This is a genomic window from Paenarthrobacter sp. NCHU4564 (assembly GCF_052156435.1).
Taxonomy (GTDB): Bacteria; Actinomycetota; Actinomycetes; order Actinomycetales; family Micrococcaceae; genus Arthrobacter.
The window spans coordinates 174296-188759 of the sequence record NZ_JBQLIS010000004.1 but is presented as its reverse complement, the minus strand read 5'-3'; the positions used below and the strand labels follow the sequence as shown (position 1 = coordinate 188759).

The 14464-nt window shown below is 62.7% G+C and carries 12 protein-coding genes; 4 read left to right on the top strand and 8 right to left on the bottom strand.

The window, feature by feature from the left end:
* Window positions 1–50 precede the first annotated feature (50 nt).
* Window positions 51–992, top strand: coding sequence for a LysR family transcriptional regulator (locus ACSVIE_RS06390; RefSeq protein WP_426005734.1), 942 nt, complete (start codon window positions 51–53; stop codon window positions 990–992).
* Window positions 993–1054: 62 nt separating this feature from the next.
* On the opposite strand, the gene ACSVIE_RS06385 is transcribed toward ACSVIE_RS06390, so the two are convergent.
* The 5 genes from ACSVIE_RS06385 to ACSVIE_RS06365 all read right to left on the bottom strand — a co-directional run bounded on the left by ACSVIE_RS06385 (window position 1055) and on the right by ACSVIE_RS06365 (window position 7111).
* Entirely contained in the window at window positions 1055–2536 is a 1482-nt protein-coding gene (locus ACSVIE_RS06385) for a C-glycoside deglycosidase beta subunit domain-containing protein (protein ID WP_442423347.1), read from the bottom strand.
* A 28-nt stretch (window positions 2537–2564) separates the two neighbouring features.
* Window positions 2565–3857: a C-glycoside deglycosidase beta subunit domain-containing protein gene (locus tag ACSVIE_RS06380; protein WP_442423346.1), complete on the bottom strand. Its 1293-nt coding sequence runs from the start codon at window positions 3855–3857 to the stop codon at window positions 2565–2567.
* 125 nt (window positions 3858–3982) lie between these two features.
* A complete protein-coding gene (locus tag ACSVIE_RS06375) occupies window positions 3983–4843 on the bottom strand; it encodes an SMP-30/gluconolactonase/LRE family protein (protein WP_442423345.1) in 861 nt (286 codons plus the stop codon).
* A 36-nt stretch (window positions 4844–4879) separates the two neighbouring features.
* Window positions 4880–6331: an MFS transporter gene (locus ACSVIE_RS06370; RefSeq protein WP_426005729.1), complete on the bottom strand. Its 1452-nt coding sequence runs from the start codon at window positions 6329–6331 to the stop codon at window positions 4880–4882.
* Between the two features lie 96 nt (window positions 6332–6427).
* On the bottom strand, window positions 6428–7111 hold the full coding sequence (locus ACSVIE_RS06365) for an HAD hydrolase-like protein (RefSeq protein ID WP_426005728.1): 684 nt from the start codon (window positions 7109–7111) through the stop codon (window positions 6428–6430).
* A gap of 71 nt (window positions 7112–7182) precedes the next feature.
* On the opposite strand from ACSVIE_RS06365, the gene ACSVIE_RS06360 reads away from it, so the two are divergent.
* Complete coding sequence (locus ACSVIE_RS06360) at window positions 7183–7632, top strand: Lrp/AsnC family transcriptional regulator (protein ID WP_426005726.1); 450 nt, start codon at window positions 7183–7185, stop codon at window positions 7630–7632.
* 4 nt (window positions 7633–7636) lie between these two features.
* Here the strand turns inward: ACSVIE_RS06360 and ACSVIE_RS06355 are convergent, their stop codons facing one another.
* From ACSVIE_RS06355 to ACSVIE_RS06345, 3 genes are read right to left on the bottom strand one after another with little or no spacing between them, the layout of a single operon-like run.
* The gene (locus ACSVIE_RS06355; protein WP_426005725.1) at window positions 7637–9049 is read right to left on the bottom strand and encodes an aspartate ammonia-lyase; all 1413 of its coding nucleotides are present in this window, start codon (window positions 9047–9049) and stop codon (window positions 7637–7639) included.
* A 12-nt stretch (window positions 9050–9061) separates the two neighbouring features.
* Window positions 9062–10471, bottom strand: coding sequence for an aldehyde dehydrogenase family protein (locus ACSVIE_RS06350; RefSeq protein WP_426005724.1), 1410 nt, complete (start codon window positions 10469–10471; stop codon window positions 9062–9064).
* Window positions 10464–11510: a homoserine dehydrogenase gene (locus tag ACSVIE_RS06345; protein ID WP_426005723.1), complete on the bottom strand. Its 1047-nt coding sequence runs from the start codon at window positions 11508–11510 to the stop codon at window positions 10464–10466. Before ACSVIE_RS06345 ends, ACSVIE_RS06350 begins: the two co-directional genes overlap by 8 nt.
* Before the next feature lie 279 nt (window positions 11511–11789).
* Here ACSVIE_RS06345 and ACSVIE_RS06340 point away from each other — a divergent pair, with 279 nt between their 5' ends.
* Both ACSVIE_RS06340 and alr read left to right on the top strand, forming a co-directional pair.
* Window positions 11790–13235, top strand: coding sequence for an amino acid permease (locus ACSVIE_RS06340; RefSeq protein ID WP_442423344.1), 1446 nt, complete (start codon window positions 11790–11792; stop codon window positions 13233–13235).
* Between the two features lie 70 nt (window positions 13236–13305).
* Window positions 13306–14460, top strand: coding sequence for an alanine racemase (gene alr / locus ACSVIE_RS06335; RefSeq protein WP_442423343.1), 1155 nt, complete (start codon window positions 13306–13308; stop codon window positions 14458–14460).
* The last annotated feature ends 4 nt before the right edge of the window (window positions 14461–14464 follow it).

The following is a 14464-nucleotide window of genomic DNA, read 5'->3' as shown; positions in this document are numbered from 1 at the left end:
TGTTTCTGCCACGCCTTTTCCGCCAGGCCCTGACTCAAAGGATGCCCCCAGTGACGGACTACTCCCTGCTCTCCAGGCTCGACCTCAATCTGCTGACATCACTGGACGCGCTCATCACCGAACGGAGCGTCACCCGCGCAGCTGAACGGCTTCACCTGAGCCAGCCGGCACTCAGCGCGTCGCTGGCCCGGCTTCGGAACCACTTTGGGGATCCCATCCTGGCCAGGCGGGGAAACACCTATGAACTCACTCCTTTTGCACTGCGGCTGGCCGAGCACACCACCTTGGCCCTCGATGCCGCACGCCGCGTCTTCGAGAGCCAGGCCAGTTGGGAGCCCAACGAATCCGCGCGGGAATTCTCCATCTACGGCTCGGACTATGGCTTCACGACCGTGGGAAAGGTGGTGTCGGAGCTGGCGGCGGAGCGCGCGCCGGGAGTGCGCTTCCGCTTCATGCTGCACAACCCCGTGGTGGTGGAAGACGCGGCCAACCGGCTCAGGGCAGCGGACGGCATGGTGATTCCCCATGGCATCCTGACCGGCCTGCCCTACGTGGACCTGTGGCGCGATGACTGGCTTGCGGTGGTTTCCGAGACCAACGCGGAGGTGGGCGGGGAAGTCTCCATGGATAACATCGCCACGCTCCCGTGGGTCATGACCTACCAGTCCCGATCCGCGTTCACCTCGGCAGAGCGGCAGATCCAGCAGTTGGGCATTGAACCGCGGGTGGAGGTCGTGGTGGAAAGCTTCCAAGCGCTCCCCCATTTCATCACCGGAACCAACCGGATCGGGCTGATCCAGGCGGCCCTGGCTCCCATCGCGCTGCGGCTTGGCGGCGTCCGCGTCCTGCCGCTGCCGTTCCCGGCCACGCCCTTGGTCAACGCCCTGTGGTGGCATCCGGTGCACAATGCCGATTCCGAGCACATCTGGATGCGCGGACTGTTTGAAGAGGCCGCGGCCATTGTGGCATCAGGGACTGAGTCCGGAGACTGACCCCAGGGCAGAGAGCCCGGCCGGAAACCCGGCCGGGCTCTGCTCCTCTTTTATGCTGTGCGTCAGACGGCGGCGGTCATAGCCGCACGCATGCTGCGCCTGATCAGGTCATGCTGTTTCCGGACCAGCAACAGGGGGTCCACCTCGCCCAGTTCGGCGAAGGCATGCCCCTCCCACTCACTCGACCAGTAGCCTCGGTAGCCGCCTTCCACAAACACCCGCACCAGTTCCGGGTAGTCAATGGCAGGCTCGTTCCCGCGCTCGTCAATGTCGTAGAACTTCGCATGCACGTGCATGATCTGCGGCATGATGTCCGACCATTCGCGGGGATCAACATGCCCGTGCATGTTGAACGCAAGGTGGGCGAAGGAGCCCAGCCTTGCGGGGTCGAAGTCCCGGCTGCGGAGGTACCCGATGAATTCCTCCTGGCGCTCCCGCATGGAGGCATCAGTGGACCAGATGGACTGCAGGCGCTCCAAGGCCTCACTGTCCAGGCCGGCCCTTGATACAGCCCGCAGCAACGTGGGAGACATGCTGTGCATGGTGGAGGAGAAATCGGCCACGAAGCCAAGCAACGGCGAATCCAGCTCCGCGTAGACGTCGCGGACCTTCATGATCTCCGGAGAGTTGGGGCCCAAGGGCGCATGGATCTCATAGGCGAGCTTGAGGTCAAGCTTCTCCGCCAGTGGCAGCAGCCTCCGCAGCAGCGCCGGCTTTGCGCTTTGGATCCTCACCAGCGGGAACCCGAGCTTCTTGGCCCCATGGAAGAGCGTCTCCGTGAACTCGTACTCTTCGTCCGGCGTCATGTCGCGGTCCCGCCGGCGCCCCATGTCCAGGTTGGCGCCGAAGGAGCTCGCAGCGAACCCGAATTTGTCGAAGGCAGCCTGCCAGGACCGGGCAAAGTCGTCGGTGACCTGCGGATAGGTGGGCAGCACCTGCGAGGCGACAATCTCGATGCCCGGGCCGATGCCCAGCTCCGCCACACGGCTCAGCAAACCGTCAAAGTCGTACCATCCTGCCCGGAACTCGGCACTGGCTGAGTAGAGGGTCAACCCCAAGTGGAACGGATCTTCGTCCGCTTTCGGCGGCGGGGGCGCGACCGCCGTCGTGGATGTGGGCGGCGGGGCGTCCCGGTCGACCACCGCGAGCTCCAGGGTTTGGTTGACGAAGTTCGGCACATACATTCCCGGTCCACCGTCCTGGCCGGGCGCGATCTGCATGTAGGGCAAGCGGAGCTCGCCGAGGATATGGATCGTATGCGTCTCCCCCAACTCCACGGGTTCCGGGCGGCGGACAACCAGGAGCGGGTGCTCCTGGAGGAACCACAGCGTCTGCGCCTGTTCGGGGAGTTCCTCCAGGGCGTAGCGCTTGCCGGCGAGTTCGAGGGAAAGGTCCTCGTGCGCGATCTCCTCACCGTCGACGGTCAGCTTCAGGGTGGAGACGGAAGAGAGCCACAGGCTCCGGTACCAGGGAAGGGTGAGCGATAACGCCAGTCCTTCCGGATGGGCGCGGAGGCTGTCGTGGTGAATCAGTCCATTAGGCATGGGTCTTCTCCAATAATCGGGGGTTGAGTCAGTCGAGTCCGGAGGCAATCCTGCGGATGAGCGAGTGTTGGCGGCGTATCTGTTCGAGGGACCGCCACGGCGTCCGTTCACCTTCGTACTCACTGGAGAGGTAGCCGTTGTATCCGGCGGACTTCAGGGCTTGGAGCACGGGCTGCCAGGGAATTTGCTGGTCTTCCAGGTGCTCGTCGATGTCGTGGAACTTGGCTTGGACGAAGACCACGTATTTCGCGATGTCAGCAAAATCCGCCGGATCCACGCCGATGCCATCCAGGAAAGCGGGCCGCGTTTCCCTCGTCTCGCCAGCGCGGAGCGGAATGGGCCGGTCCTGGAAGATCCCCGTATCGATCAACAGGCCGAAGTTCTTGGTCCCGGTGCGTTCAATGAGCTCAATGTAGTCATCCACCACCGGGTGCTTGATGGGGGTAGGCGAGTGGATCTCGGGGCAGATCACCACGCCCAATTCGTGTGCCAGGTCCAGCGAGCGCTCCACGGACTCGGTCCAGATGGGGTCCGGAATGAGGTCGCTGGAAACCACGCCGATCTTGGGGCGCACGAACCCGAAGCCCAGGCGGTTGGCCAGCCTGAGGTCCCTCTGCAGCGCCGACGCCCCTTCCTGCGCCGTCATCCCGCGCCCCGGGTGCAGGCGGGTGTCGATCCAGGAGCCGTAGTTGGTGGGTTCCAGGGAGTACTTCTCCAGCAAACCGAACCACTCGTCAATCCAGGCGGCGGACGGCTCCGGGTAGCCGGGAACATGCCCTTCGCCGAGAATTTCGACGCCGGTTGCACCCGTGTCCGCTACGGCCGCCAACGCGGTTTCCAGGTCAAGGACCGTTCCGAAATCGTGCATGAAACTGTACAGGGAGACACCGTAGCGGAAGACGCCATCGCCGCCTTCCGGACCCAGCGTGATGTGTCGGGACTCGCGGTACACCGATGGCTGGTGTTCCTGGGGTATGTAGGACATGCGGAGCTTCAGCTCCACGGACACCTCGTGTACGCCTTGCGGCAGGCCGCCCTCGAAGGGCACCGTAACGGTGGCTGCCTCCTCCAAAGGCCAACGGACGCCATCAGTTTCCTGCAGATCCTGCAAGGTGTAGGTGGTGCCGCCAAAAGTCCAGACTGGGACCGGCGCCGGAACATCCACCAGACTGCCTACCCTGACGGCTACGCCATCGATCAGGGACGCGGCCATGCCGCGGTATGAAGGCATGCGCAGCTTCAACTGGAATCCGGTGAGGCGGTCACCGCTGCGGACGTTGCGGAATCCCGTGGCTTGAATGAGGTCTCGTTCGAGAAGCATCTTTGCTCTTTCCGTGAGGGTTGGAAAAAGCATACCCACTTATGCTCCATTTGAACATAAGTATGATCATATTCTACCGAATGACCTGATGCCGCCAGTCAGGACAAACGTCGGAAAGCAACACGCTAGGCCGCTGCCGTTGTTGAGGTCCGCAGCCGGTACAGCGAGGACGTCGCCGTGATGTACAGGTCATGGCCGTCCGGTCCCCCGAAGCAGACGTTCGACACCTTCTCCGGTATCCCGACGTCCGCCAACAGAGCGCCGTCCGGCGCATAGACCCGGACCGACGCTCCGGCCGAGGTCCACACCCGGCCTTCGACATCCACGCGGAATCCGTCGGACGGTTTGTCGTCTTCCAGCTCAACGAACGTCCGGCCCGGGCCACACTTGCCCTGCTCCACGGGATACACCCAGATGCGATAGGGAACTCCGCGGGCCGGACCGGCTGTGTCAGCGACGTACAACAAGGACCCATCGGGCGAGAAGGCCAGCCCGTTCGGGTACACCAGGTCCGTGACCACCGGCGTCAGTTCCCGGGTGGAGGGATCGAAACGGAAGACGTAGCAGGCACCGTACTCCAGCTCGCCCTCGTGACCCTCAACCGTGCCCGGGAGGATCCCGTAGGGCGGATCGGTGAACCAGACCGTCCCGTCCTTGGCCACCACAACATCGTTGGGCGAATTGAGCCGGCGCCCGCCGAACGCTTCGACGATCGGCGACACCACGCCGTCGTGGTCCCGCTCGACGCGGCGCCGGCCGTGGCTGCACTGCACCACGCTTCCGTCGGCGTCCAGCGTGCGCCCGTTGGTGTATTCGACGGCGGTCGCGTACTCACGCGTTTGGCCCGTCTCCGGGCTGTACTCCAGAATCCTGTTGTTGGGGATATCGCTCCAGCGGACCGTTTGGGATTGCGGGATCCAGACCGGTCCCTCGGCCCAGATGGTGCCTTCGAAGACCTTCACCACCGCACCCGTGATCAATTCCATGCTGTGACCCTTCCGTTGTGACCTGCGGGATCGAGCCTAATCCTGCGAACCCACGGTTTCCGCCGAAGGAGCCGACTCGGGCGCGGCCTTCGCGCCGGCTCCGGGCATGGCGATCACCGCTGCCACCGTCAGTACCGCAGCAACCAGCACGGCAAGGAACACGGCCATCGACGCCGAGACCGTTGACTGCGGGTCCGGGCCGCCGCTGTTCGCGTAGATCGCGTTGGCAACCGCACCGAACACGGCCACGCCGATGGAGCTGCCGATGGAACGGGAAAAGAGGTTGGTCCCGGTGACGACGCCCCGTTCGTTCCAGTCGACGCTGGACTGGGCTGCTATCAGGGTCGGTGTGGCCACCAGGCCAAGCCCGAGTCCGACGATGAAACAGGCCACGGCTACCAGGAGCACGTTGGGAGTTGACGCCGTCAAGGCAAGAACCGCCGTGCCGATGACCGTGATGGAGATGCCGATCAGGGCCGTGGTGCGGAACCCGATCCGGAGGTAGAACCTGCCGGCCTGCGATGCACTGAGTGGCCAGCCGAGCGTCAACGCGGCCAAGGCCAGGCCCGCCAGGATGGGGGAGGTTTGGATGGCGCCCTCCAGGAAGGTCGGCACGTAGGAGGTAAGTCCGAGCATGACAGCGCCGACGCCAAAGGAGACCAGCGCAGTGGTTGCCAGAAGCCTTCGGGAAACCACCCACGGTGGGAGGACCGGCTCGGCCGCTTTCCGCTCGACCAGCAGGAACGCTCCGAGCAATACCGCGCCGATCGCAAACACCGCGATGCTGATGGCGGAGTCCCACGCCCACGCGTGGCCGCCCTCCAGCGCACCGAGGATCAGGAGGCTCAGCGACGTGGTGAGCAGGAGTGCACCCAGGTAGTCGATGCGGTGCCTGGTCTTTTGGACGTCCTCGTGGAAGGTGCGGACCAGCATCCAGCCGGCCAGCAGGCACAGCGGAATGTTGATCAGGAAGATCCAACGCCAGATCTCCAACGAAGCAAAAATACCGCCGAGCGTGGGGCCAACGACCGACGATATGGCCCAGACACTGGCCAGGTAACCCTGCACCTTGGCACGCTCGGCAAGCGTGTAGATATCGCCGGCAATGGTGATCGAGACCGGCTGGACCGCTCCGGCGCCCAACCCCTGCAACACGCGGAACGCGATGAGCGCCGGCATGCTCCAGGCCAGCCCGCACAGGATGGAACCGAGCAGGAACAGCCCGATGCCGCTGAGGATGATCGGCTTGCGTCCCAGGACATCGGAGAGCTTGGCATAAACAGGAACCGAGACGGCCTGCGCCAACAGATAAGCCGAGAAGAGCCACGGGAAGGAAGAGAAGCCGCCGATGTCCTCAACGATCGACGGAACGGCCGTGGCGACGATCGTCGAATCGATCGCCACCAGGCCGGTGGACAGCATCAGGGCAATCAGGATGGGGCCACGTTTGGATCGGAACCCGACGCCGTCTTCAGTCTCAGTAGTCATGTATCCCGTCATCCCGTCGCGTTCGTGCTGTTCCTCCAAAAAGAGGTAACTCCGGAGGTGGCGGAATTAGTCCCGGGCTTGGGGTGGAGCGAGGTCCTATTGGGCAAGCACTATGGGAACTACATCTTTCGGGTGGACTGCCAAGGCAGCGGCACCGGCCAGCTCCTCCTGGGTGCCGTAGCCCCACAGGGCAAAAACTGTCGGGATTCCAAAGGCGGCAGCCCCCTCGACGTCGTGAATCCTGTCTCCCACCATGACAGGCCTGGCCACGTCCACGCCTTGGAACTGAAGTCGCCGCAGGGACGCTTCGATGACGTCCTTCTTGTGTGATCGATCCAGTACGTCTGAGGCTCCGCAGATGTCAACGAAGTACTGGCCGATCCCCAGCAGGTCAGCCATCCTGAGGGCTTGGTCTTCAATCTTGGAGGTGGCGACAGCCATAGGGAGGCCGCTTGGCAGTTCTTGGAGGAGCTCGTAGACGCCGTCGAAGAGGCGGGCTTGCCGGACTCCCCATTCGGCGTAGTGGGTCCGATAATGCTTGAGGGCCAAGCGCGCCCGCTCTTCGTCCATGCCCGGAAGCGAACGGAACGACTCGATCATCGGCGGACCCACGTAAGACATCAGTTCCTCCGGCCCAGGCGCTTCGGCCCCGACTGCCTTCAGGGCCGCAGCTGCGCTCCCTGTCACTCCTTCGGCGGAATCGACCAAGGTGCCGTCCATGTCGAAAAGGATGCACGTGAATTCCCCCGCAGTCGGCTCGCGGAGCTGTGGACGTATCATTTCTTCTTGGGCCTTTCGGTCAAGGCAGGTGCTGTACTGTGCGCCTGCATGCTTATTTGTGGATGGGACGCATGGAACGACCAAGCCTGGACGGTATTGACCAAAGCATCCTCGCGGAGTTGACCAGGAACGCCCGGGTTCCCCACGCGGTACTGGCCAGCAAGGTCATGCTGTCAAGGAACGCGGTACGCCAGCGGATCGAAAGAATGGAGCGGCAGGGCTACATCCAGGGCTACACCGTGGTGGCCGGTGGAGATGCCCGGGACTCCGTTTCGGCATTCCTCATGGTTTACCGGAAGGACCGTATGCGTGGAGCTGACGTTTTGGCTGCACTCCGCGCGATCCCCGAGGTAGTCCTTTGCGATGTCCTGAGCGGTGACTTTGACTTGATCGTCCGGCTCGAAGCCCGTTCCTTGGGCCGAATCCAGGAAATCTGGGAGGAGATAGCCGCCATCCCGGGCGTGGCCGATACGGTCACGGCCATGACGCTCTCCAATGTGATCCGCAGAGGTTCCGTTTAGGGCGCTATCCGCCCGGACGCATTCCCGGCCGGAGTCCGGCGGCATCATCGAGGATGGCCTTGGCCGAATCCCCGTCCAACAACCCCATTGAGGTGATTGACTCCAGCACGGGCGCGTTGTCCCTCAAAGCCTGCTTCGCAACCGAGGCTGCAGCTGCGTATCCGAGCGCCGGGATGAAAGCGGTGGCCAAACCGGCCGAGCTCGCCACCTTCGACCGCAGCAGCTCCTCGTCCGCTTCAACGCCCTCGACGCAGTGGGTCCGGAGGATGCGGGCTCCGTTGGTGAGCCAGGACAGTCCCTGAAGCAGTACATGCCCAATCACCGGTTCGAAAGCATTGAGTTGGAGTTGGCCGTTGTCAGCGGCCATGGTGACAGTTGTGTCCGCGCCTGCGACGGCGAAAGCGATCTGGTTAAGGGTCTCCGGGATGACCGGGTTAACCTTGCCTGGCATGATCGATGAGCCAGCTTGCCGCGGCGGCAGCCTCAGCTCACCCAAACCATTTTGTGGTCCGCTGGAGAGCAACCTGAGATCGCTGCTGATTTTGGACAACTTGACCGCGGAGCGCTTCAGCATTCCGGACAAGTGCATGAAGACACCGACATCGGAGGTAGCCTCTACCAGGTTCAGGGCCGGAACCAACGGGTAACCAGTGATCCCTGCCAGTGCGTCCACTACCCGCTCCCGGTAACCGGTTGCGGCGGTGATTCCGGTTCCGACGGCGGTGGCCCCCAGGCTGCATTCAAGGAGGAGACTGGCAGATTCTTCCAGCCGCTGCCGGTCCTCGGCGATGGTTGCTGCGAAGGCTTGGAACTCTTGACCCAGGGTCATGGGAACGGCGTCCTGCAGCTGCGTGCGCCCCATCTTCACAATGTGGGCGAAGGCCGTGCCCTTGCCTTTGAAGGCCCCGACCAGCCGGTCCAGTTCCTCGCACAGGCCTTGCGCTGCTCCTGCCAAGGCCAGTTTGAGGGCCGTGGGGTACACGTCGTTGGTGGACTGGCAACGGTTGACGTGGTCTATGGGATGGAGGAACTGGTAGCTGCCGAGAGGGTGCCCCAAAGTTTCCAGGGCAATGTTTGCGATCACCTCGTTGGCGTTCATGTTGGTGCTGGTGCCGGCGCCTCCCTGGATCACGTCAACGCAGAACTGATCATGGAACCGCCCGGCCTCGATGGCTTCGCAGGCTTTGCCGATGGCCCGGGCTGTGGCGGAATCAATGACGCCAAGTTGGCCGTTGGTGACTGCGGCTGCCCTTTTGACCCTTGCCAGGGCCACGATGAGCCGGGGGTGCTGCGCCAAGGTAGTTCCGCTAATGGGGAAGTTCCACAGGGCCCGGGCCGTGTGGGCGCCCCAATAGGCATCGACCGGCACCTCGACGCGGCCAAGGGAGTCTTCCTCCACCCGATATTGCTTATGCAAAGTTTCCCTCCCTCAGTCCTTGATGCAGATGACTTTTGGCTGAGTCATATCCTCGTAAGCGAAGCGCACGCCCTCCCGGCCCAAGCTGCCGTACTTGAAACCCCCGAACGGCATTCCGTCGAACCGGTAGTCGGAGGAGTCGTTGATCATCACGCCACCCGCTTGGAGCTGTTTGGCCGCCTCCATGGCATTGCCGAGTGAGGACGTGAAGATCCCGGCATGGAGGCTGAAGTCGATCGAGTTGGCAACCTCAACTGCCTCTTGCAGGGAATCCACGGGCCGCAGCATCACGAGGGGTCCGAAGGCTTCTTCCTGCCACATCCGGCTGTCTTCGGGAACTGCCTCAGCTACCGTCGGCTGGACAAGGTTTCCGACGTTCCTGCCACCCGCCAGCAGGACTGCACCGGCGTCAACGGCCAATCGGATTTTGTCCATGAGCGCGCCGGCGGCCGCGGCGGTGATCATCGGCCCGACGTCGGTCTTTCCGTCATTTGGGTCGCCCACCACCAGCGATGCAGTTTCGGCCAGGAACCTGGCCTTGAACTCCTGATAGACGGAACTGTGGACCAGGATGCGCTGCACTCCAACGCAGTTCTGCCCGGCCGCCCAGAACGCTCCGGAAACGCAGGACTCCAGGGCTTTCTCCAGGTCGGCGTCGTCCATGACAATGACGGGCGCATTGCCGCCGAGGTCCATGGCCAGCTTCTTGAGCCCGGCGGTCCTTGCGATGTCCTCGCCCGTTGAGAATCCGCCGGTGAAGGACACCATCCGGATGTCCGGCGCGGACAGGATCTTCCGGGCAACCTCGCGTCCACCGTGGACAAGGGTCAGTACGGTGTCCGGAAGTCCGGCTTGGATGAGGGCTTCGGCCAGCAGTTGGGCGGACAGCGGAGTCAACGCCGAAGGTTTAAGTACGACGGCGTTGCCTCCTGCGATTGCCGGCCCCACCTTGTGCGCTACCAGGTTGAGCGGATCGTTGAAGGGCGTGATGGCCAGAATGATTCCCAGGGGTTCACGTGAGAACCACCCGTGGCGGTCCTCGGATCCTTCATAGGCGTCAAAGGGGATGACCTCACCGGCATTCCGGCGGGCCTCCGCGGCTGAGAGCCGCAGGGTGTTCACTGCCCTGAGGACCTCTTTACGTGCCTGGCGGATGGTCTTTCCTGCTTCATCGACTATTGTCCGGGCGAAGATTTCGCTGCGTTCCTCGATGGACTGCGCCGCGCGGTCCAGGATCCTGCCCCGGTCGTTACGGGACAGCGCTGCTGATGCCTCGGCGCCGGCGCGCGCCGCGGCAAGGACATCCTCTACCTCTTCCAGGCTGGTGAGCTTGATGCTGCCAATCCTCCGGTGGTCGTAAGGACTGGTGACATCCTGGACGTCGGTCATGGTTGGAACCTCCGCGATCAAGGTCTCAGACATGGGAATCAACTTTCTTGGCTGCATGCATGGCGATGATGTCGGAGAGCAGGGCATAGGCAGTCTCCATCCGTCCGGCGCCAGGGCCGGAGATCGTTACCGGACCCAACAGGTCCGTGGCGAAGGAAACGGCGTTGGTGGCACCGGAAATACCGGCCAAGCCATGGTCCAAGGGCAGGGCCATCGGTTTGACTGAGGCTGACACTGTGCCGTCGGTATTCCTGCTTGCTGACCCGATCAGTTTCCATCGCCGCCCCTCTGCAGCCGCCTTGGAGATGTCTGACGGGGTTACGGAGGAGATGCCCTCGCGGCTGACGTCTTTGAGCGTGATCCCGGCACCCAGCAGTTCATTGGCCAGAATCAGTACCTTGAGTTGGACGTCGTATCCTTCGATGTCTGCGGTGGGGTTGGCTTCGGCGTAGCCAAGATCCTGTGCTTCCCGAACGGCGGACTGCAGGTCCAGGCCTGCTTCCATGCGGCCCAGTACGTAGTTGCTGGTGCCGTTCAGGATGCCCTCGAACCCATCGATGGCAAGCCCGGTGAACATCTGCTTTGCGAGCCTGATGACCGGAGTACCGCTCATCACAGCGCCTTCAAACTCGAACCTGGCTCCGATCGCTTCGGCCAGGCGTGCCAGCTCCGGGCCTTGGAGCGCCACAGGCCCCTTGTTGGTTGTGCAGACACTCTTGCCGGATTCCAGGGCCCAGCGTACGTGGGACACGGCCGGTTCACCGTCTTCCGGGTTGGTGAAGGTGGCTTCGCAGATGATGTCAGCCGTGCAGTTGCGGATCACGGCTTCGTTGTTGGTGTCCCGGGATCCCCCGTGGTCTGCGAATGTTTCAGCGGACGAAAGGTGCAGTGCCATGCCGAGGTCGATACCGCCGGGGACCATCAGCGATCCCAAGCGCAGGTCTGTAATCGCAACAATGCGCAGTCCGAACCCGAGCTCGGCGCGGAGTTCTTCACCGCGTATGTGGACGATTTCCGCAAGGGTGCGGTTGACTCCGCCGAAGCCAATGAGGGCGAGATCGTAGGTGGTCATGGTGCTCCTTCAGGTGGGGTGGCCTTTGATGACTCAATCCTGCGGGGGCCCGGTGTCAGCGCAGCCATGTCATACCGGCAGAGAGCATGGTCATTTTGACCATTCGCCGGACATCAAAGGTCATCCGGGAGATCTATGCGTGCGTTATATGCATTCATAAATGTTTTTAATGACTGCTTTGCGTTCTTTTGTGTTACCTTCATCACTACGGACTCCAGCGGGTGAAATTCGACCCGCCCGGCTCTTCCCCTTCGCATCCGTCACCGACCGGAGAATCACATGGAATCTTCAACACCCCTGCAACTGGACCACCGGCCGGAAGCAGCCGGCGCCGGGCCTGCCCCGAGCGGACTTCGCAGATCAATGGGCACCAGGCACCTGATCATGATCGCAATGGGAGGTGTGATCGGGTCCGGACTCTTCCTGAGTTCCGGCTATACGATCTCCCAAGCCGGTCCGCTGGGCGCAGTCATCGCCTATCTGATTGGTGCGTTCGTCGTATACCTTGTCATGGCGTGCCTCGGCGAACTGGCCATTGCCTATCCCGTATCCGGGGCCTTCCACATCTACGCAGCGCGCTCGATTGGACCGGCCACGGGATTCACCACCGCTTGGCTGTACTGGCTCTGCTGGGCCGTGGCCATCGGTTCGGAGTTCACGGCGTCAGGACTTTTGATGCAGCGCTGGTTCCCGGATGTCGAGGTATGGGTCTGGTGCCTTGTCTTCGCCGCAATCCTCTTCGGCTTCAATGCAATCTCTTCACGGTTCTTCGGGGAGTCCGAGTTCTGGTTCGCCATCATCAAGGTGGGCGCCATTATCGGCCTCATCATCCTCGGCGGCGCGGCCCTCTTTGGCTTTCACCCGTTGTCCGGTTCCGGCAACCATCCCTTCCTCTTTGAGAACTTCAATACTTCAGCCGGTCTCTTCCCCAATGGATTCACTGGCGTCCTGGTTACCGCGCTGGCGGTCTTCTACGCCTTCTCCGGATCTGAACTGATCGGCGTCGCGGCAGGGGAAACGGCCGATCCCGCGCGAAACATTCCCAAGGCAATGCGAAGCACCGTCATTCGTTTGCTGATCTTCTTCGTCGGTGCAATTGCTGTCATTGCGGCAACGGTCCCCTATGACCAGGTGGGTCTGGACGAAAGCCCGTTCGTCACAGTGTTCTCTTCCGCGGGGATTCCCTATGCGGCGGACATCATGAACTTCGTCATCATCACCGCCCTGCTGTCCGCCGGCAACAGCGGCCTGTTCTCCTGTGCCCGCATGCTTTATTCGCTTGCGGACGAAGGCCACGCGCCGAAGGCCTTTAAAAAGCTCACCCGCCGCGGCATTCCCATGATCGCGCTCTCCGTGAGCATGCTGGGCGGCCTCGCATCCCTCATCAGCAGCGTCGCGGCACCTGAAACCGTCTATCTGGCATTGGTGTCCGTGGCTGGTTTTGCCGTTGTTGGCGTATGGATGTCGATTGTGGCTTCCCATTTCTTCCACCGGCGCGCCTTCGTCCGCAACGGCGGAAACGTAGCCGATCTCCCCTATAAGGCGCCATTGTTTCCGTTGGTGCCCATCCTCGCCTTTGTCCTGTGCCTCGTTTCCTTGGTGGGCATCGCCATGGACCCGTCGCAGATAGCAGCGCTGTACTTCGGGGTTCCGTTCGTGGCCGCTTGCTACCTGTTCTTCCGGTTCCGCTACGGCGGCAGGACCCGCAAGGCCCAGCCGGCCTGATTCCGTTATCCATGCTCAGCGGCCGGGCACTGTTTAGCCCGGCCGCTGAGCCGTATTCAAAGGAACCCCCATGTTGCATCCGGTTCCCCCCGAACCCCGCACTGATCATCTGGCCAGCTGGGTGGAAGTAGACGGAGACGCTTTCGAATCCAACGTGCGTGGAGTACAGGCACTCTTGTGTGACCGTGCCAAGGTCTGCGCCGTGATCAAATCTGACGCGTACGGGCACGGGGCGGAGCTGCTGATGCCTTCGCTCGTGCGGACCGGCGTCCCCTGCATTGGTGTCGGTTCCAACCGTGAAGCAGCTATCGCCCGGAGCGTCGGCTTCACCGGCAAGTTGCTCCGTGTCCGCGCCGCCGCACCACAGGAGGTAGCAGCCGCCGTCGGATATGACGTCGAAGAGCTGGTTGCCGACCCTCAAAGCGCGTGGGAAATCAACCGGATTGCAGCTGATTCCGGGCGCGTGGTCCGCATCCATCTGGACATCAACTCATCCGGCATAAGCCGCCACAGCCTTGACGTATCCGGGGCGTTGGGGAGGGCAACAGCAGCGGGAATTTTGAGTCATCGGCACCTGGAACTTGCCGGTATCATGACGCATTTCCCGCTGGACGACGTTGCGGACATCGAAGCAGGTCTGAGCCGTTTCCTGGAGCAGGCCCTGTCGATCCTTAGTGCGGCCCGGATACCACGTGAGCAGATACTGCTGCACGCAGCCAACTCCTTCGCGACGCTCAACGTTCCTGCAACCTGGCTGGACATGGTCCGGACGGGCGCGCTGCTCTACGGCGACTCGGATCCACGGCATCCGGGCTACCGGCGATGCCTGGCCTTCAAAGCCAGAATCGGCTCGGTAAACACTTATCCCGCAGGTAGCAAAGTGGGCTACGGACTCCTTCATACGCTGCGATCCCACGCGCGGCTGGCCACCGTCACCGCCGGCTATGGCGACGGTTACAGGCGGGCGTTGGCCAAGGCAGGGACTGTGCTCGTCCGGGGACAGCGGGTTCGAGTGGTGGACGCGGTCTCCATGAATTCCATGGTGGTGGACGTTTCCGGCGTCACGGACATCAGCCCGGGAGACGAGGTAGTCCTCTTCGGCCGGCAAGGTGGAGAGGAGATCACGGTGAATGAGCTAGAGTCAGCCAACGGCAGCATCCTTGCCGATCTCTACACAGTGTGGGCAGGGGGTTCCCGCGTCCTCGCGCAGGAGACGGCCATGTGAGAAT